The 18,383-nt window shown below is 51.8% G+C and carries 17 protein-coding genes and 1 pseudogene; 13 read left to right on the top strand and 5 right to left on the bottom strand.

The features are described 5' to 3' along the window. Nucleotides 1-2 precede the first annotated feature (2 nt). The 9 genes from murD (at nt 3) to lpxC (ending at nt 10,386) form a co-directional block, all read left to right on the top strand. Nucleotides 3-1,319, top strand: coding sequence for a UDP-N-acetylmuramoyl-L-alanine--D-glutamate ligase (gene murD / locus UC14_RS03625; RefSeq protein ID WP_037033430.1), 1,317 nt, complete (start codon nt 3-5; stop codon nt 1,317-1,319). Further along, nucleotides 1,319-2,521: a cell division protein FtsW gene (ftsW, locus tag UC14_RS03620; protein ID WP_013577010.1), complete on the top strand. Its 1,203-nt coding sequence runs from the start codon at nt 1,319-1,321 to the stop codon at nt 2,519-2,521. Before murD ends, ftsW begins: the two co-directional genes overlap by 1 nt. Beyond that, nucleotides 2,518-3,585 (top strand): undecaprenyldiphospho-muramoylpentapeptide beta-N-acetylglucosaminyltransferase, encoded by a 1,068-nt coding sequence (murG, locus tag UC14_RS03615; protein WP_112197241.1) that lies wholly within the window; start codon nt 2,518-2,520, stop codon nt 3,583-3,585. The genes ftsW and murG overlap by 4 nt, the downstream gene beginning before the upstream one ends. A 78-nt stretch (nt 3,586-3,663) precedes the next feature. Further along, nucleotides 3,664-5,139, top strand: a complete 1,476-nt coding sequence (murC, locus tag UC14_RS03610) for a UDP-N-acetylmuramate--L-alanine ligase (RefSeq protein WP_015690468.1) — start codon at nt 3,664-3,666, stop codon at nt 5,137-5,139. Next, nucleotides 5,132-6,052 (top strand): D-alanine--D-alanine ligase, encoded by a 921-nt coding sequence (locus UC14_RS03605; RefSeq protein WP_112150990.1) that lies wholly within the window; start codon nt 5,132-5,134, stop codon nt 6,050-6,052. Before murC ends, UC14_RS03605 begins: the two co-directional genes overlap by 8 nt. A 1-nt stretch (nt 6,053) precedes the next feature. Then, nucleotides 6,054-6,890 carry a cell division protein FtsQ gene (gene ftsQ, locus UC14_RS03600; RefSeq protein ID WP_013577006.1) on the top strand — a complete coding sequence of 279 codons (837 nt, stop codon included), beginning with the start codon at nt 6,054-6,056 and terminating at the stop codon, nt 6,888-6,890. Beyond that, complete coding sequence (ftsA, locus tag UC14_RS03595) at nt 6,887-8,143, top strand: cell division protein FtsA (protein ID WP_009634688.1); 1,257 nt, start codon at nt 6,887-6,889, stop codon at nt 8,141-8,143. The genes ftsQ and ftsA overlap by 4 nt, the downstream gene beginning before the upstream one ends. A gap of 71 nt (nt 8,144-8,214) precedes the next feature. Continuing rightward, the gene (gene ftsZ / locus UC14_RS03590; protein ID WP_013577005.1) at nt 8,215-9,369 is read left to right on the top strand and encodes a cell division protein FtsZ; all 1,155 of its coding nucleotides are present in this window, start codon (nt 8,215-8,217) and stop codon (nt 9,367-9,369) included. Nucleotides 9,370-9,468: 99 nt separating this feature from the next. Beyond that, nucleotides 9,469-10,386 carry a UDP-3-O-acyl-N-acetylglucosamine deacetylase gene (lpxC, locus tag UC14_RS03585; protein ID WP_015690467.1) on the top strand — a complete coding sequence of 306 codons (918 nt, stop codon included), beginning with the start codon at nt 9,469-9,471 and terminating at the stop codon, nt 10,384-10,386. Between the two features lie 15 nt (nt 10,387-10,401). On the opposite strand, the pseudogene UC14_RS03580 reads toward lpxC, so the two are convergent. Next, nucleotides 10,402-10,925: pseudogene (locus tag UC14_RS03580) on the bottom strand (DUF721 domain-containing protein). A gap of 26 nt (nt 10,926-10,951) precedes the next feature. On the opposite strand from UC14_RS03580, the gene secM reads away from it, so the two are divergent. From secM to mutT, 3 genes are all read left to right on the top strand, one after another. Further along, nucleotides 10,952-11,479, top strand: coding sequence for a secA translation cis-regulator SecM (gene secM, locus UC14_RS03575; RefSeq protein ID WP_013577002.1), 528 nt, complete (start codon nt 10,952-10,954; stop codon nt 11,477-11,479). Nucleotides 11,480-11,559: 80 nt separating this feature from the next. Further along, nucleotides 11,560-14,277: a preprotein translocase subunit SecA gene (gene secA / locus UC14_RS03570; RefSeq protein ID WP_112197240.1), complete on the top strand. Its 2,718-nt coding sequence runs from the start codon at nt 11,560-11,562 to the stop codon at nt 14,275-14,277. A gap of 114 nt (nt 14,278-14,391) precedes the next feature. Beyond that, complete coding sequence (gene mutT, locus UC14_RS03565; protein ID WP_112197262.1) at nt 14,392-14,793, top strand: 8-oxo-dGTP diphosphatase MutT; 402 nt, start codon at nt 14,392-14,394, stop codon at nt 14,791-14,793. 69 nt (nt 14,794-14,862) lie between these two features. On the opposite strand, the gene yacG is transcribed toward mutT, so the two are convergent. Genes yacG through coaE form a run of 3 tightly spaced genes read right to left on the bottom strand, consistent with a single transcriptional unit; the run spans nt 14,863 to nt 16,444 of the window. Beyond that, nucleotides 14,863-15,060, bottom strand: coding sequence for a DNA gyrase inhibitor YacG (gene yacG, locus UC14_RS03560; RefSeq protein ID WP_013576999.1), 198 nt, complete (start codon nt 15,058-15,060; stop codon nt 14,863-14,865). A gap of 9 nt (nt 15,061-15,069) precedes the next feature. Beyond that, the gene (zapD, locus tag UC14_RS03555; RefSeq protein ID WP_112197239.1) at nt 15,070-15,822 is read right to left on the bottom strand and encodes a cell division protein ZapD; all 753 of its coding nucleotides are present in this window, start codon (nt 15,820-15,822) and stop codon (nt 15,070-15,072) included. Nucleotides 15,823-15,847: 25 nt separating this feature from the next. After that, nucleotides 15,848-16,444, bottom strand: coding sequence for a dephospho-CoA kinase (coaE, locus tag UC14_RS03550; RefSeq protein ID WP_112197238.1), 597 nt, complete (start codon nt 16,442-16,444; stop codon nt 15,848-15,850). A 242-nt stretch (nt 16,445-16,686) separates the two neighbouring features. Between coaE and UC14_RS03545 the strand changes: the two genes are divergently transcribed. Then, on the top strand, nt 16,687-17,730 hold the full coding sequence (locus UC14_RS03545) for a GMP reductase (protein ID WP_112197237.1): 1,044 nt from the start codon (nt 16,687-16,689) through the stop codon (nt 17,728-17,730). 53 nt (nt 17,731-17,783) lie between these two features. Here UC14_RS03545 and UC14_RS03540 read toward each other — a convergent pair. After that, the coding region (locus UC14_RS03540) for a type II secretion system F family protein (RefSeq protein ID WP_198670050.1) at nt 17,784-18,383 on the bottom strand (600 nt) is incomplete at its 5' end.

Here is an 18,383-nt window from a genome sequence, read left to right as displayed (position 1 = left end):
TTATGGCTGACTATCAGGGTAAAAAAGTGGTCATCATCGGGCTGGGTCTTACCGGCCTGTCTTGTGTTGATTTCTTTGTTGCACGTGGCGTCACGCCGCGTGTCATTGATACCCGCGTCAGCCCGCCAGGACTCGATAAACTGGCGGATAACATTGAGTGTCATCTCGGTTCACTCAATGAAGACTGGCTGCTGGACGCTGATTTGATCATTTCAAGTCCGGGTGTTGCGCTGGCAACGCCAGCACTGAGCGCAGCTGCAGAGGCTGGCGTGGAAATCATTGGCGATATCGAATTGTTCTGCCGCGAAACGCAAACCCCAATTGTGGCTATCACCGGTTCGAACGGTAAAAGCACTGTCACCACGCTGGTCGGCGAGATGGCGAAAGCGGCCGGATGGCGCGTGGGCGTGGGCGGCAATATCGGTTTGCCTGTGCTGACCATGCTGGATCACGAATACGATCTGTTTGTGCTTGAGCTTTCCAGCTTCCAGCTTGAAACCACACACAGTCTTCACGCGGCGGCGGCGACCATTCTCAACGTAACTGAAGACCACATGGACCGCTATCCGTTTGGTTTGCAGCAATACCGTGCAGCCAAACTGAAAGTTTATGAGAACGCAGCATTATGCGTCGTCAATGCCGACGATGCGCTGACCATGCCGGTACGTGGCGCGGATAAACGCTGCGTGAGTTTTGGTGTTGATGTGGGTGATTACCATCTGACCCGTCAGCAGGATGATATCTGGTTACGTGTGCGTGGCGAGAAAGTCCTGAATACCCGTGAGATGCCACTGACAGGACGCCATAACTACACCAATGCCCTGGCGGCGCTGGCGCTGGCGGATGCAGTCGGTATTCCTCATGCGTCCAGCCTGAAAGCCCTGACGACCTTTACCGGTCTGGCTCATCGTTTTCAGGTGGCATGGCAACATAACGGCGTTCGCTGGATTAACGACTCTAAAGCGACCAATGTCGGCAGTACCGAAGCCGCATTGAACGGTCTGCACGTCGAAGGCACGCTGCATCTGTTATTAGGCGGGGACGGTAAATCTGCTGATTTCTCGCCACTGACGCGTTATTTGCAGGGCGACAATCTGCGTATTTACTGCTTTGGCCGTGATGGCGCAGAGCTGGCGGATTTGCGCCCTGACGTTTCTTCCTTGTTTGAAACGATGGAACAGGCGATGCGTGATATCAGCACGCGTGTGGTTTCCGGCGATATGGTTTTACTGTCGCCAGCCTGCGCCAGCCTGGATCAGTTCCGCAGTTTTGAACAACGCGGCGATATCTTTACCGCGCTGGCGAAGGAGTTGGGTTGATGCGGATACCCGGGCTGAGCCTCGTCGGCAAATTTAATGATTGGGTGATGGGCGCCAAAGAAAGCGAGTCCGTCACACTGGTGTTGTATGACCGGACTTTGCTGTGGCTGACCTTCGGGCTGGCTATCGTCGGCTTCGTGATGGTGACATCAGCGTCGATGCCGATTGGTCAGCGTCTGGCAGACGATCCGTTTTTGTTTGCTAAACGTGATGCTATTTATCTCGGTCTGGCCTTTGGTTTATCGCTGGTGACATTGCGTGTGCCGATGGCGGTCTGGCAGAAGTACAGCAATGTCCTGCTGCTGCTGTCGGTCATCATGTTGCTGGTGGTGCTGGTGGTGGGCAGCTCGGTTAACGGGGCATCTCGCTGGATTTCTCTCGGGCCGCTGCGTATTCAGCCGGCAGAGTTCTCCAAGTTGTCACTGTTCTGCTACCTCGCCAGCTATCTGGTGCGAAAAGTGGATGAAGTGCGCAGTAACTTTTGGGGCTTCTGCAAACCGATGGGTGTGATGGTCGTGCTGGCAGTATTGCTGTTGGCTCAGCCGGACCTTGGTACGGTGGTTGTACTGTTCATCACCACGCTGGCGATGTTATTCCTGGCAGGGGCAAAAATGTGGCAGTTCCTGGCCATTATCGGTTCGGGCGTATTCGCTGTGGTACTGCTGGTTCTTGCCGAGCCATACCGTATGCGCCGTGTGACATCGTTCTGGAATCCGTGGGCGGATCCGTTTGGTAGTGGCTACCAGTTAACTCAGTCACTGATGGCATTTGGTCGAGGCGAATTCTGGGGACAAGGTTTAGGTAATTCAGTCCAGAAACTGGAGTATTTACCTGAAGCACACACCGACTTTATCTTCTCCATTTTAGGCGAGGAATTGGGGTATTTCGGTGTGGTTCTCGCCCTGTTAATGGTATTCTTCGTCGCTTTTCGCGCCATGTCCATCGGGCGTCGCGCGTTAGAAACCGACCAGCGTTTTTCTGGGTTTTTAGCCTGTTCAATTGGCGTGTGGTTTAGCTTCCAGGCGTTGGTTAACGTCGGGGCGGCGGCGGGCATGTTGCCAACTAAAGGTCTGACATTGCCGCTCATCAGTTACGGTGGGTCGAGCCTGTTAATTATGTCGACGGCAATCGTGTTATTGCTGCGAGTGGATTTTGAAACGCGGCTGGCAAAAGCCCAGGCGTTTGTAAGGAGTGCCCGATGAGTGGCAATACCCGGCGTTTAATGGTGATGGCAGGTGGTACCGGGGGACATGTTTTCCCGGGACTGGCAGTAGCCCATCATCTTATCGCGCAAGGTTGGGAAGTTCGCTGGCTGGGTACAGCAGACCGAATGGAAGCGGATTTGGTTCCAAAACATGGTATCGAGATTGATTTCATTAAAATTGCCGGATTGCGTGGGAAAGGTCTGAAAGCGCAACTAACGGCACCGGTTCGCATATATCATGCGTGGCGTCAGGCGAAGGCCATCATGAAGCGCTTCCAGCCTGATGTGGTATTGGGCATGGGCGGATATGTGTCCGGTCCCGGAGGCCTGGCTGCCTGGTCACTGGGCATTCCGGTGGTGTTACACGAACAAAATGGCATTGCCGGCATGACCAATAAAGGTTTGTCGCACATTGCCAAAAAAGTATTGCAGGCATTTCCGGGGGCATTTCCTAATGCTGACGTAGTTGGCAATCCGGTGCGTACTGACGTACTGGCGCTGGAATTACCGGCAACCCGACTGGCCGGCCGCGAAGGTCCAATCCGTGTATTAGTGATTGGTGGCAGTCAGGGCGCGCGAGTCCTTAATCAGAGCATGCCGGAAGTGGCTGCGCTGATGGGCGATAAGATTACGTTGTGGCACCAGGTCGGTAAAGGTGCTCTGGCGTCAGTGCATCAGGTTTATGAAAAAGCCGGTCAGACGCAGCATAAAGTGACCGAATTCATTGATGACATGGCAGAGGCTTATGCCTGGGCCGATGTGGTGGTTTGCCGCTCCGGTGCGTTAACGGTCAGTGAAATTGCCGCCGCAGGTTTACCCGCGATTTTTGTGCCTTTCCAGCATAAAGACCGTCAACAGTACTGGAATGCGCTACCGCTGGAAAAAGCCGGTGCCGCGAAGATTATCGAACAGAAAGATTTTAGTGCCGCCGCCGTCGCTGATCTGATGGCCGGATGGGACAGAACCCATCTGATGGAAATGGCGATGGCAGCACGTGCCGCCGCCATCCCTGATGCGACAGAGCGTGTAGCCGCTGAAGTGGTTGCCGCAAGCAAAAAATGAAAATGAACGGGCCACGCAGTGTGGGGTCCCAGCCGTAAGAAACGGATTAATCAGTAACCTGAAATAGTGAATAAAAACGTGAATACACAACAATTGGCGAAACTGCGTACCTTCGTGCCCGAGATGCATCGTGTCCGGCACATTCACTTTGTTGGCATCGGTGGTGCCGGCATGGGTGGTATCGCCGAAGTGTTGGCCAATGAAGGCTATCAGATCAGCGGTTCTGATTTAGCACCTAACGCGGTGACTCAGCAACTGACCGCGCTGGGTGCGACGATTTATTTCAATCACCGCCCGGAGAACGTGCTGGATGCCAGTGTGGTGGTAGTTTCCACCGCTATTTCATCCGATAACCCGGAAATTGTTGCGGCGCGTGAAGCCCGTATTCCGGTGATCCGCCGCGCGGAAATGCTCGCTGAACTGATGCGTTTTCGTCACGGTATTGCCGTGGCAGGTACGCACGGTAAAACAACGACCACAGCGATGGTGACCAGTATTTATGCCGAGGCCGGACTAGACCCGACCTTTGTAAACGGTGGACTGGTGAAAGCGGCAGGTACGCATGCGCGTCTGGGGTCAAGCCGTTTTCTGATCGCTGAAGCAGACGAAAGCGACGCGTCTTTCCTGCATCTGCAACCGATGGTGGCCATCGTGACCAACATTGAAGCGGATCACATGGACACGTATCAGGGTGACTTTGAAATCCTGAAGCAGACGTTCATCAATTTCCTGCACAACCTGCCGTTCTACGGGCGCGCAGTGATGTGTATTGATGATCCGGTTATCCGTGAGCTGATCCCACGCGTAGGACGTCATATGACGACGTACGGTTTCAGCGAAGACGCCGATGTGATTATCGAAAATTACCGTCAGGTGGGCGCGCAAGGTCACTTTACGCTGCGCCGTCAGGACTTGCCGCTGATAAGCGTTACGCTCAATGCGCCGGGTCGTCACAATGCGCTGAACGCCGCGGCCGCAGTTGCCGTCGCGACGGACGAAAATATCAGCGACGATGCTATTTTGCGCGCGCTGGCAGGTTTTCAGGGTACCGGCCGTCGTTTCGATTTTCTGGGCGAATACGCGCTGGAAAATGTGAACGGTAAAACAGGTAGCGCGATGCTGGTCGATGACTACGGCCACCATCCGACAGAAGTGGATGCGACGATCAAAGCCGCGCGTGCGGGCTGGGCAAACAAGCGCCTGGTGATGATCTTCCAGCCGCACCGTTATACCCGTACTCGCGATCTGTACGACGATTTCGCAAATGTGCTTTCGCAGGTTGATGTGCTGATCATGCTGGATGTGTATCCGGCCGGTGAAGCGCCGATCCCTGGCGCAGACAGCCGCTCGTTGTGCCGCACTATTCGCGCACGCGGCAAGCTTGATCCGATTTTGGTTTCTGATATTGAGGCGGTGCCGGAAAGTCTGGCGCAAATCCTCGAAGGCGACGATTTAGTTCTGGTTCAGGGCGCCGGTAATGTCGGCAGAGTGGCCCGTAAATTGGCAGATCAAAAGCTGCAACCAGTAAAGAAAGGTGAAGAACATCATGTCTGAGAAAGTAGCGGTATTGTTGGGTGGTACTTCCGCAGAACGCGATGTGTCATTACAGTCAGGCGCCGCAGTGCTGGCTGGTTTACGCGAATCCGGTGTTGATGCCCACGGCATCGATACCAAAACGTTTAATGTGGCGCTTCTCAAAGAAGAAGGGTACAGCAAAGTCTTTATCGCACTTCACGGTCGCGGTGGCGAAGATGGAACGTTGCAGGGTTTGCTGGAGCAAATCGGTTTGCCTTATACCGGCAGCGGCGTGATGGCGTCGGCGCTCACTATGGACAAGTTCCGCACCAAACTGGTGTGGCAGGCTTTAGGGTTACCGGTCACGCCGTTTGTCGCACTGCATCGTTCACAAATTGAGGAAGCAGGGCAGGGCGCTCTGGCGGCAAAAATCGCTGAATTAGGCCTGCCGGTGATCGTCAAACCAAGCCGTGAAGGTTCCAGCGTCGGGATGAGCAAAGTGACAACGGAAAAAGAGTTGTTACCCGCCCTGCAGGAAGGCTTCAGGCATGACGATAACGTACTGATCGAAAAATGGCTGAGTGGCCCGGAATATACCGTGGCTATCGTGGGCAACCAGGTGATGCCCTCGATTCGCATCCAGCCAGCCGGTACGTTTTATGACTATCAGGCAAAATATCTGTCTGATGAAACACAATATTTTTGCCCGAGCGGTTTAAGCGAAGCGCAGGAGCAGCAGTTGACTTCACTGGCTTTGCAGGCTTATCAGGCGCTCGATTGCAGTGGCTGGGGACGTGTCGACGTCATGCAGGACGGTGACGGCAACTTCAACTTACTGGAAGTGAATACGTCGCCGGGAATGACCAGCCACAGTCTGGTGCCGATGGCGGCTAAACACGCCGGGCTGAGTTTCCCGCAACTCGTTTTCCGTATTCTGGAACTGGCAGACTGATATGTCTCAAGCCGCCCTGAATACCCGAGAGCGTGAGACGGCCGAGAGCAACGGCCGTCGCAGTAACGGTGGCCAGCTGGCAGGGATCGTGTTTCTGCTGTTGGTGGTAGGAACGATTTTATGGAGTGCGTGGGCCGTTGTCGGCTGGATGCAGGATGCAAACCGATTGCCGTTGTCCCAGTTAGTTGTCACCGGGGAGCGGCATTACACGACCAACGATGATATTCGTCAGGCGATTCTGTCCTTAGGGGCACCGGGAACGTTCATGACGCAGGATGTAAACGTCATTCAGCAGCAGATTGAGCGTTTACCCTGGATAAAACAGGTCAGCGTACGTAAGCAATGGCCGAATGAACTGAAGATACATCTCGTGGAGTATGTGCCGGTCGCACACTGGAATGATTTGCATATGGTTGATGCCGATGGCAAATCTTTCAGCATACCCGCCGAGCGTGTGGTCAAACAAAAAATGCCGTTGCTTTACGGTCCGGAAGGCAGCGAACAGGATGTTTTGCAGGGCTTTCAAACGATGAGTCAGGCGCTGGCCGCCGGCAAGTTCACGTTGAAAGCAGTGGCAATGAGTGCACGTCACTCGTGGCAGTTAACTCTGGATAATGACGTCCGGCTGGAATTGGGGAGAGATGACCGGATGGGGCGTTTACAACGTTTTATCGAGCTTTACCCGCGATTCCAGCAACAGGCTGAAGCCGATAAAAAACGCATCACTTATGTCGATTTACGTTATGACAGCGGTGCGTCAGTAGGTTGGGCACCAGAGTTTATTGACCAGCAAAACAGTAATCAGCAACAGAATCAGGCACAGGCTAAACAACAATGATCAAGTCGACGGACAGAAAACTGGTAGTTGGGCTGGAGATCGGTACGGCAAAGGTTGCCGCATTGGTGGGGGAAGTTCTGCCCGATGGCATGGTCAATATTATTGGCGTGGGCAGTTGCCCATCCCGTGGCATGGACAAGGGTGGCGTGAATGACCTGGAATCGGTGGTGAAATGCGTACAGCGCGCCATCGATCAGGCTGAATTGATGGCGGATTGCCAAATTTCCTCTGTTTACCTTGCTTTGTCTGGTAAACATATCAGTTGTCAGAATGAAATAGGGATGGTTCCTATTTCAGAAGAGGAAGTCACGCAGGAAGATGTAGAGAACGTGGTGCATACCGCTAAGTCGGTACGCGTACGTGATGAGCATCGGGTTCTGCATGTGATCCCTCAGGAATATGCCATTGATTATCAGGAAGGGATTAAAAACCCGGTCGGACTTTCCGGCGTGCGTATGCAGGCTAAAGTTCACCTGATTACCTGCCATAACGATATGGCGAAGAACATTGTGAAAGCGGTAGAACGCTGTGGCTTAAAAGTCGACCAGCTTATTTTTGCCGGTCTGGCAGCCAGTTATGCCGTTCTGACGGAAGATGAACGTGAATTAGGTGTTTGTGTCGTTGATATTGGTGGTGGAACCATGGATATCGCGGTTTATACCGGCGGCGCACTACGTCATACTAAGGTAATCCCTTATGCAGGGAATGTGGTCACCAGCGACATCGCTTATGCGTTTGGAACGCCACCGACCGATGCCGAAGCGATCAAGGTTCGCCACGGTTGTGCATTAGGTTCAATTGTCGGCAAAGACGAAAACGTCGAAGTGCCGAGCGTCGGTGGGCGTCCACCACGCAGTCTGCAGCGTCAGACACTGGCTGAAGTTATCGAGCCTCGTTACACAGAATTGCTGAATTTAGTGAACGATGAAATTTTGCAATTGCAGGAGCAGTTACGTCAGCAAGGCGTAAAACATCATCTGGCCGCCGGCATTGTTCTGACAGGCGGTGCAGCACAAATTGATGGTCTGGCAGCTTGTGCGCAGCGGGTATTCCATACCCAGGTGCGTATCGGGCAACCCCTGAACATCACCGGGCTGACGGATTATGCGCAGGAACCTTACTACTCAACGGCTGTAGGGCTGCTGCACTACGGGAAGGAGTCTCACCTGAGCGGTGAGGCCGAAGTAGAAAAACGTGCCTCAGTGGGCAACTGGTTCAAACGAATCAACAGCTGGCTGAGAAAAGAGTTCTAATGTTTTAACAACGGGATCATGCTGTTAAGGTTTTTGATCCCGACGCGACAGGCACAAAACGGAGAGAAACTATGTTTGAACCTATGGAACTGACCAATGACGCGGTGATTAAAGTCATCGGCGTCGGTGGTGGCGGCGGTAATGCTGTCGAACACATGGTGCGTGAGCGCATCGAAGGTGTTGAATTCTTTGCCGTTAACACAGACGCTCAGGCGTTACGTAAAACGGCAGTAGGCCAGACGATTCAGATCGGTAGCGGTATTACCAAAGGTCTGGGAGCTGGTGCGAACCCGGAAGTGGGTCGCAATTCTGCAGAAGAAGATCGTGAAGCCCTGCGCGCTGCGCTTGAAGGTGCTGACATGGTCTTTATCGCAGCGGGCATGGGGGGCGGTACCGGGACCGGTGCAGCGCCAGTGGTTGCTGAAGTAGCAAAAGATTTAGGTATTCTGACCGTTGCTGTTGTGACTAAGCCTTTCAACTTCGAAGGCAAAAAGCGCATGGCATTCGCGGAGCAGGGTATTGCTGAATTGTCCAAACATGTGGACTCCCTGATCACTATCCCGAACGACAAGCTTTTAAAAGTTCTGGGCCGTGGTATCTCTCTGCTGGACGCCTTCGGTGCGGCCAACGACGTGCTGAAAGGTGCGGTGCAGGGTATCGCTGAACTGATCACCCGTCCAGGTCTGATGAACGTCGACTTCGCTGACGTGCGCACAGTTATGTCCGAAATGGGTTATGCCATGATGGGCTCCGGTGTGGCATGTGGCGAAGACCGTGCTGAAGAAGCCGCTGAAATGGCGATTTCCAGCCCGCTGCTGGAAGACATCGATTTGTCCGGCGCGCGCGGCGTTCTGGTCAACATTACTGCGGGCTTCGACCTGCGTCTGGATGAGTTCGAAACCGTGGGTAACACCATTCGTGCTTTCGCATCAGACAACGCAACCGTCGTTATCGGTACGTCTCTTGATCCGGAAATGAACGACGAATTGCGTGTGACCGTTGTTGCAACGGGTATCGGCATGGACAAACGTCCTGAGATCACTCTGGTGACCAACAAACCGGCCAGCCAGCCAGTCATGGATCATCGTTACCAGCAGCACGGGATGTCTCCGTTGCCGCAGGAAACGAAACCCGCGGCGAAAGTGGTCAATGATCAAAGCGCGCAATCTAATAAAGAGCCCGACTATCTGGACATCCCGGCCTTCCTGCGTAAGCAGGCAGACTAGTCCGAATTGTAGGATCTCCGCTCTTTGTGCTAAACTGTCCCGCCGACCTTAAGGTATGCTTAGGTCGGTTGGATGGATAAACATTGCGAGATAAAAACGATGATCAAACAACGTACATTAAAACGTATCGTTCAGGCGACGGGCGTCGGTTTGCATACCGGCAAGAAAGTCACCCTGACTCTGCGTCCTGCACCGGCAAATACCGGGGTCATCTATCGTCGCACTGACTTGAATCCACCGGTTGATTTCCCGGCAGATGCAAAATCCGTGCGTGATACCATGCTCTGTACTTGCCTGGTTAATGAGCATGACGTACGTATTTCTACGGTAGAGCACCTTAATGCGGCATTAGCTGGCCTGGGCATCGATAATATTGTTATCGAAGTCGATGCGCCTGAAGTGCCGATTATGGACGGCAGTGCTGCACCTTTCGTCTATCTGTTGATGGATGCAGGGATTGAAGAGCTGAACAGCGCGAAGAAATTCTTGCGCATCAAAGATACCGTGCGTGTTGAAGACGGTGATAAGTGGGCCGAGTTCAAACCATTTAATGGTTTCTCTCTGGACTTCACTATCGACTTCAATCACCCGGCGATTGATTCCAGCTCACAGCGCTACAAAATGAACTTCTCCGCAGAAGCATTTGTTCGCCAAATCAGCCGCGCACGTACTTTTGGTTTCATGCGTGATATCGAGTACCTGCAGTCACGCGGTTTGTGCCTGGGTGGCAGCTTTGATTGCGCAATTGTTGTGGATGATTACCGCGTGCTTAACGAAGATGGCCTGCGTTTTGAAGATGAATTCGTTCGTCACAAAATGCTGGATGCTATCGGTGACTTGTTCATGTGTGGCCATAACATCATTGGTGCGTTTACCGCATACAAATCGGGTCACGCGTTGAACAACAAGTTATTGCAAGCGGTATTGGCTAAGCAGGAAGCCTGGGAATTAGTCACATTCCAGGATGAAGCTGAAATGCCACTGGCTTTTAAAGCACCGTCTACAGTATTGGCGTAATCGGTACTTTTGGTATTACTTATTACGACTGGTTGGTTTGACACTCTCTCCGGCCAGGCCAGCCAGTCGTTCTAAAGCCTTTCTGAGTTTCTCCGGGCTACGGCTCGCAAGTCCCCTTAATTCTTCTGCACTCTGCGCGCTTAAATGCCTGACGGGCATAGATTCTGCAGCGATCGCTTTATTTTTAATCGCGATCTGCGAAGCATTTTCCATTTTCGCCATGAGCGAAGGATTAATCCTGATGTCGATTGATGACAATGATGGTAGAATTTGCGCTCGAAGTGCAGAGAGTAATGCGGGTTGTTCATAGCGTAATCGCATCATCAGCTGGCATTAGCTATTTCAAGTACTAAAACTCCCTGTCGATAATTACCGACACGACACCATGGTTGCATGGGCGTCGGTAACAGACCTTTCACTGCGCGGTTGAGTTTCAATAACGCCGCAGCACGCTGTTGAACAATACGCAGCGGGCTTTGTTCAGTCGAAGAGGCATCATCGAACAGGATATCTAATAATTGTGGGCGACTATCGCGCATGATGGGCTCCGGCGGATTGTAAACTTGTGATTGGCATTCTAAATCGTTGGCGACAATTTGGCAGAAGGTATTTTTGGCCGCATCTCCTGTTGGGGATGGTCGCGGCAAGCCTTGGCGTGTCCACGAGCCTGTCGCAAACGGAACTGCCAGCGGTTCCTAATACGTCCTCAAGTCTAAATCGTCTTAACATCGCCAGTACAGGGCTGAGTAATCTTGCGTTACTCCAGGCGAATCGCCGCCCGGCTTTTGGTGTTGATTACTGGCAACAGCATGCATTACGCACGGTCATCCGTCATCTTTCTTTTGCTTTGGCCCCGCAGGTGGTTTACACCGTAGCGCAGCCGGAAGCAGAAATGCAGGCCGCTGAGCCGTTGCATGTTCAGCAACTCGCGTTGCTGGTTACCCTTAATGCTTTACTGACCCATGAGCCAAAACCTCCGGTTATCATCCGTCAGACGCAACAGCCATTCCTCCCTCTTGCTTCATCGCATCAAACCGGCCTGTGGTTAGCACAGGTGCAAGGCATTCGTGCCGGCCCGTCCTCTCTGATTTAACAGACTGTAATTCTAAACTCTATTTATAAATCAACAAATTATTGGCTACATTTGGTGGCCTCCAAGAGATATTAAGCACTATGTTAATCAAATTATTGACCAAAGTTTTTGGTAGCCGTAACGACCGCACATTGCGCCGCATGCGTAAAGTGGTTGACCTGATCAACCGCATGGAACCTGAAATCCAAAAACTGACTGATGAGCAACTGCAGGCGAAAACCAATGAGTTCCGTGAGCGTCTGGCGAAAGGTGAAGTGCTGGAAAACCTGATCCCGGAAGCTTTTGCTGTGGTGCGTGAATCCAGTAAACGTGTCTTCGGGATGCGTCACTTTGACGTGCAGTTACTCGGCGGTATGGTACTGAACGAGCGTTGCATCGCAGAAATGCGTACCGGTGAAGGTAAAACGTTAACTGCAACCCTGCCCGCTTACCTGAACGCATTGAGCGGAAAGGGCGTTCACGTCGTCACTGTCAACGATTACCTGGCACAGCGTGACGCCGAAAATAACCGTCCGCTGTTTGAATTCCTTGGCTTGAGCATCGGAATTAACTTGCCAGGCATGCCTTCTCCGGCTAAACGTGCTGCTTACGCTGCTGATATCACTTACGGCACAAACAACGAATACGGTTTTGACTATCTGCGTGACAACATGGCATTCAGCCCTGAAGAACGCGTGCAACGTAAACTTCACTACGCGCTGGTGGATGAGGTTGACTCCATCCTGATCGATGAAGCACGTACACCGCTGATTATCTCCGGTCCGGCCGAAGACAGCTCAGAAATGTATACCCGTGTGGATAAACTGATCCCTAAACTGATCCGCCAGGAAAAAGAAGATTCCGATTCCTTCCAGGGGGAAGGCCACTTCTCTGTTGATGAGAAATCACGTCAGGTTCACCTGACTGAACGTGGTCTGGTCCTGATCGAGGAATTGTTGGTTGAAGCCGGTATTATGGAAGAAGGTGAATCTCTGTATTCCCCGACTAACATCATGCTGATGCATCACGTGACCGCAGCACTGCGCGCGCACGTCCTGTTCACCCGCGATGTCGATTACATCGTCAAAGACGGCGAAGTTATCATCGTTGACGAACACACCGGTCGTACCATGCAAGGTCGTCGCTGGTCAGACGGTCTGCATCAGGCGGTTGAAGCCAAAGAAGGCGTGGACATTCAGAACGAAAACCAGACACTGGCCTCCATTACTTTCCAGAACTACTTCCGTTTGTACGAAAAACTGGCCGGCATGACCGGTACTGCGGACACCGAAGCGTTCGAATTCAGCTCTATCTACAAGCTGGATACCATTGTTGTGCCAACTAACCGCCCTATGGTGCGTAAAGATATGGCCGACCTGGTGTACATGACTGAAATGGAAAAGATTGGCGCGATTATCGAAGATATCCGTCAGTGTACTGCCAAAGGCCAGCCGGTTCTGGTCGGTACTATTTCCATCGAAAAATCAGAAGTTGTTTCTAACGAACTGACCAAAGCAGGCATTGCGCACAGCGTTCTGAACGCCAAATTCCACGCTAAAGAAGCGGATATCGTCGCGCAGGCAGGCCAGCCAAGCGCAGTGACCATCGCTACTAACATGGCGGGTCGTGGTACCGATATCGTGCTGGGCGGCAGCTGGCAGGTTGAAGTTGAAAACCTGGGTGAAGAAGCCACCGATGAGAAAATTGCAGAAATCAAAGCTGCCTGGCAGATTCGCCACGACGCGGTTCTGGCTTCCGGCGGTTTGCATATTATTGGTACCGAGCGTCATGAATCCCGTCGTATTGATAACCAGCTGCGCGGCCGTGCGGGTCGTCAGGGTGATGCCGGTTCATCCCGCTTCTACCTGTCTATGGAAGATGCACTGATGCGTATTTTCGCCTCTGACCGTGTATCAAGCATGATGCGTAAACTGGGTATGAAACCGGGCGAAGCGATTGAGCATCCATGGGTGACCAAAGCGATTGCCAATGCGCAGCGTAAAGTCGAAAGCCGTAACTTCGATATCCGTAAGCAACTGCTGGAATACGATGATGTGGCAAGCGATCAGCGTCGTGCGATCTACAGCCAGCGTAACGAATTGCTGGACGTGTCTGATGTGAGCGAAACCATCGCCAGCATCCGTGAAGACGTGTTCAAGGCGACCATCGACAGCTACATTCCGCCACAGTCTCTGGAAGAAATGTGGGATGTACAGGGTTTGGAAGAACGTCTGAAAAAAGACTTCGAGCTGGAAATGCCGATTGCAGAATGGCTGGACAAAGAGCCGGAATTGCATGAAGAAACCCTGCGCGAACGTATCATGGAAATCGCGAAAGAATCTTACGCCCGTAAAGAAGAAGTGGTTGGCGCTGAAATGATGCGCAATTTTGAGAAAGGCGTGATGTTACAAACGCTGGATTCTCTGTGGAAAGAACATCTGGCGGCAATGGATTACCTGCGTCAGGGCATCCATTTACGTGGTTACGCTCAAAAGGATCCTAAGCAGGAATACAAACGCGAATCCTTCGCGATGTTTGCTGCCATGCTGGAATCTCTGAAATATGAAGTGGTCAGCGTACTAAGCAAAGTTCAGGTTCGTATGCCTGAAGAAGTGGAAGCGATGGAAATTCAGCGTCGTGAAGAAGCTGAACGTCTGGCTCGTCAGCAGCAGCTTAGCCATCAGGATCAGCAAGAAATCGAAATAGCTGAAGCTGCACGTCTTGCTTCTTCTGGTGATCGCAAAGTGGGTCGTAATGATCTCTGCCCGTGCGGTTCTGGTAAAAAATACAAACAATGCCATGGCCGCCTGCAAAAGTAAGATCTCCGGCTAAGTCATCGTGTTAATCTTGAAGGCGGCGTAATTGCCGCCTTTATTTTTGTCTAAAAAGTCCTCATAAAGACAGTCATTGCAGTCAGCGGATAGGTGGAAACTGTGGCGCTTAAACAACTTAATATCGCAGCGGGCATTATCCGGAATGCCAGCAAAGAAATCTTTATCACTCAACGCGATGCATCGTCACATATGGCGGGGTTCTGGGAGTTTCCGGGCGGTAAGATTGAAGCGGGTGAAACACCTGAACAGGCTGTTATTCGCGAATTACAGGAAGAGGTCGGCATTGATGCTAAATCTCCTGTGCTGCTGGAAACATTGGAGCACCGATTCCCGGATCGCATCATTACACTCTATTTTTTCCTGGTGGAAGACTGGCAGGGCGAGCCGTATGGCAAAGAAGGGCAGCCGAAGCGCTGGGTTGCGCAGGCCGATTTGAAAGAGGAGGAATTCCCTCCCGCCAACGAAGTGGTTGTTACAGCCCTCAAAAACAATCAGTACTGATTACGTGTAGAATTTGATGGCATATAGAAAAAGGGACCGAAGCCCCTTTTTCTATACCCGTTGTCTGGATTAAATCTCTTCTTCACTCCAGTCGTCCAGATCATTCACGTCACCCTTACTTGGGATGCGTTTCTCTTCATCGGCCCATTCGCCGAGATCAATAAGCTGGCAACGCTTGGAACAAAAAGGGCGGTAAGGGCTTTGTTCACCCCAAACCACGATTTTCTGACAGGTCGGGCAATTTACTTCAATGATTTCAGGGTCCATTTGCAACTCCTAGCAGCAGGCAAGTTCAAAATTCAGTCGCGCGGGAACCACGCCATGTTCGCTGTCGAGGGGTAAAAAGCGAATGGCATAACGGGTTTTATGCCCGGATACTTGCGGGTAAAGCTGATTTTCCATCGAGAGCCGCAATCGTAACAGATCTGCGCCTTCAGCGTTGTCCTGGAAAAAACCATTCAGACTGATTTGACTGCGAAACGCGCCTGACTGGCGGATCAGATCCAGTACCATCATGAGCGAATTATTCAGCGGAGCCAGTGTTTCGAGCCAGTTTTGCACTTCACGATCACGTTGTGATTGTGCCAGATGCAGCCAGATATGCAGTGTCGGCAAATCAAAGCTGCAACACCCGCCGGGGATACTCAGACGCTGGCGAACCAGGGCCATCAGGCGATCTTCCTTCAGCGCTTGCCCTATGCGTGGTGCTTTCATTAACACAGATGCACATTGCTTAAGCTCAGCGCGCAGCCCCTCGATCCTTGCTAAATCAACGCCCGGGACATCTTTCCATTGAGACAATTTTTGCTGCTGGCGTTCAAGCTCTTTCAGTAAATCGGTACGGACTTCACCACGTTCCAGTACATCCAGTAAATCTGAAGCGGTGCGAAAAAATAGCAGAGCAGAAGCAATATCAGTGAGTTGTGCGTTGGAATGCATCTGTTGCAACAAAAATTCGATGCGAAGCCAGGTGCGCATTTTCTCATTCAGTGGATGTTCAAAGAGAACGGTTGCAGCTACATCAGTCATGCTTGGCAATATCCTGTCTGTTTACTCACACCGCAAGTTGCAAATAGCGGTGATGTAGTTGGGCAACACGCGGTTCAATTAATTTCGGATCACCGCTGTTATCAATAATGTCATCCGCACAGGCCAGACGTTTTTCACGACTGACCTGTGCAGCAATAATACTTTCAGCCTGCTGGCGGCTGATGCCATCGCGCGACATCGTCCGGGAAAGTTGAATATGTGGCTCAACATCCACCACCAGAACGCGATTTGCTTGCGTCTGTAATCCATTTTCAATCAGCAGCGGTACGACCCAGAGCACGTACGGCGTCTGCGCCTCAGCAATCAAACATTGTGTTCTGGCATGAATAATGGGGTGTAATAATTTATTAACCCATTCTTTTTCATCAGGATTGCTAAAAATCCGCGCCCGAAGGGCCGGGCGGTTCAGTGAGCCATCAGCGGAAATAATGCTTTCACCAAATCGCTGTCTTAATTCTTCCAGCGCTGGCTCACCTGGAGCAACGACCTGGCGGGCAATCACATCTGCATCGACAATGCTTACGCCATGACGGGCGAAGCTTTCGGAAACGGTACTTTTGCCACTACCGATACCCCCGGTCAATGCAACGATATAGCTCATGCTGGTGCTCTGATAAAATTAGTTAGGTAAATGATAAAGAGATTATGAGTAAGTGCAAGCCGTGGTGTTCTCGGTTTTGATGCGAAAAATTATTAATCTGCACAATCAAAAGTCTGTGATGAAGGTTGTAAAAGCCATCTTGCCGTTGTCATTTTCCTGTGTATGATAAAACCACTGGAAAGGGTGTGTAAAAATTTTTCGTGCACCCTAGCGACCCGTCGCCAAACCAGGACTAACCCGCCATGCGCATTGAAGAAGATTTAAAGTTAGGTTTTAAAGACGTACTCATCCGCCCTAAGCGTTCCACTCTCAAAAGTCGTTCCGAAGTTGAACTGGAGCGCACATTCACATTCAAACACTCAGGTTTTAACTGGTCCGGCACCCCGATTATTGCTGCGAACATGGATACCGTCGGCACATTCCGTATGGCGACCGTACTGGCGTCTTTTGGTTTGCTTACGGCCGTGCACAAACATTACACCGTAGAACAGTGGCAGGCATTCGTGACTTCCTCCGATGAATCCGTGCTGCGTAATATCATGGTATCGACCGGGACGTCAGAAGCTGATTTCGTTAAAACCCTGCAAATTCTTGCTTTGTCGCCTCTGCTGAAGTTTGTTTGCCTGGATGTCGCTAATGGTTATTCCGAGCACTTTGTGGGTTTCCTGCAACGTGTACGCGAAGCTTGCCCCGATAAAGTCATTTGTGCAGGCAACGTGGTGACCGGTGAAATGGTGGAAGAACTTATTCTTTCTGGCGCGGATATTGTAAAAGTCGGCATCGGCCCGGGATCGGTATGTACGACTCGCGTAAAAACCGGCGTGGGATATCCGCAGCTTTCTGCTGTTATCGAATGTGCTGATGCTGCTCACGGTCTGGGCGGACAGATTGTCAGCGATGGCGGCTGTGCTGTTCCGGGTGACGTGGCAAAAGCGTTCGGCGGCGGTGCTGATTTCGTTATGCTTGGCGGGATGCTGGCTGCGCATGGCGAGTGTGAAGGCACGGTCGTTGAAGAGAATGGCGAAAAATTCATGCTTTTCTACGGTATGAGTTCAGAATCTGCGATGAAACGCCACGTCGGCGGTGTTGCTGAATACCGCGCAGCGGAAGGTAAAACAGTCAAATTGCCTCTGCGCGGTCCGGTTGAAAACACCGTGCGTGACATTCTCGGTGGGCTGCGTTCTGCCTGTACTTACGTCGGTGCAGAGCGCCTGAAAGAACTGACCAAACGTACAACCTTCATCCGCGTTGCGGAACAGGAAAACCGTCTGTTCGGCAGTAAGTAAGGATATGACCACAATGGCGGCGAAACATTTTTCGCCGCTTTTTCCTCTTTGATTTATCCCATAACCGAACCTAGCTGGAAAATTGGCAGATACATCGCAATCACCAGCCCACCGACAATCACCCCCATTACGGCCATGAGTACCGGCTCAATCGTTTGTGACAACGTTTCTGCCAGCGAGTTAGCTTTGTCATGATGCAGATATGCGAGTTTCAGCAGTAACTCGTCCAGAGACCCTGATTCTTCACCGATTTTTATCAGCTGATGACATAAGGTCGGGAACAGGGGCGACTGTACAAAAGCTTTGTGTAACGGTGTTCCTTGCATGATTTGCTCACGTATCTGGTTCAGTGCGGCCTGAAAATGCAGATTGGACATTGATGCAGACGCTGCTGCCAGCCCGGCAATTAACGTCATGCCCGCCTGTTGTGTCATTGCCAGCGTTTGAAATATCTGGCTGAGGCAACTGTCTGTCACCAGTCGTGACGTCAGAGGTAACCTGAGCAGTAACATCTGCTCACGCAGTTGCCAGTGCTTAAGCGGGTGCAACTTCTGCAGATAGCCGAAACAACAAAACGAAAAAGTACCCACCAGCCAGGGGCCGATGCTGATGAGGGCATCAGAAGCAATGACCAGCATGCGTGTAAACCAGGG

The sequence above is a fragment of the Rahnella sp. NRRL B-41462 genome, from assembly GCF_003263525.1.
GTDB classification, from domain to species: Bacteria; Pseudomonadota; Gammaproteobacteria; order Enterobacterales; family Enterobacteriaceae; genus Rahnella; species Rahnella aceris.
The sequence above is the reverse complement of the archived record's forward strand: the minus strand, read 5'-3'. Positions and strand labels throughout refer to the sequence as shown.

Coding starts and splice junctions, on each gene's coding strand:
- ftsA (WP_009634688.1), top strand. CDS start 6,887: ATGATCAAGTCGACGGACAGAAAACTGGTAGTTGGGCTGGAGATCGGT.
- lpxC (WP_015690467.1), top strand. CDS start 9,469: ATGATCAAACAACGTACATTAAAACGTATCGTTCAGGCGACGGGCGTC.
- ftsZ (WP_013577005.1), top strand. CDS start 8,215: ATGTTTGAACCTATGGAACTGACCAATGACGCGGTGATTAAAGTCATC.
- secA (WP_112197240.1), top strand. CDS start 11,560: ATGTTAATCAAATTATTGACCAAAGTTTTTGGTAGCCGTAACGACCGC.
- murG (WP_112197241.1), top strand. CDS start 2,518: ATGAGTGGCAATACCCGGCGTTTAATGGTGATGGCAGGTGGTACCGGG.
- zapD (WP_112197239.1), bottom strand. CDS start 15,822: ATGACTGATGTAGCTGCAACCGTTCTCTTTGAACATCCACTGAATGAG.
- yacG (WP_013576999.1), bottom strand. CDS start 15,060: ATGGACCCTGAAATCATTGAAGTAAATTGCCCGACCTGTCAGAAAATC.
- ftsQ (WP_013577006.1), top strand. CDS start 6,054: ATGTCTCAAGCCGCCCTGAATACCCGAGAGCGTGAGACGGCCGAGAGC.
- ftsW (WP_013577010.1), top strand. CDS start 1,319: ATGCGGATACCCGGGCTGAGCCTCGTCGGCAAATTTAATGATTGGGTG.
- coaE (WP_112197238.1), bottom strand. CDS start 16,444: ATGAGCTATATCGTTGCATTGACCGGGGGTATCGGTAGTGGCAAAAGT.
- UC14_RS03545 (WP_112197237.1), top strand. CDS start 16,687: ATGCGCATTGAAGAAGATTTAAAGTTAGGTTTTAAAGACGTACTCATC.
- UC14_RS03605 (WP_112150990.1), top strand. CDS start 5,132: ATGTCTGAGAAAGTAGCGGTATTGTTGGGTGGTACTTCCGCAGAACGC.
- murD (WP_037033430.1), top strand. CDS start 3: ATGGCTGACTATCAGGGTAAAAAAGTGGTCATCATCGGGCTGGGTCTT.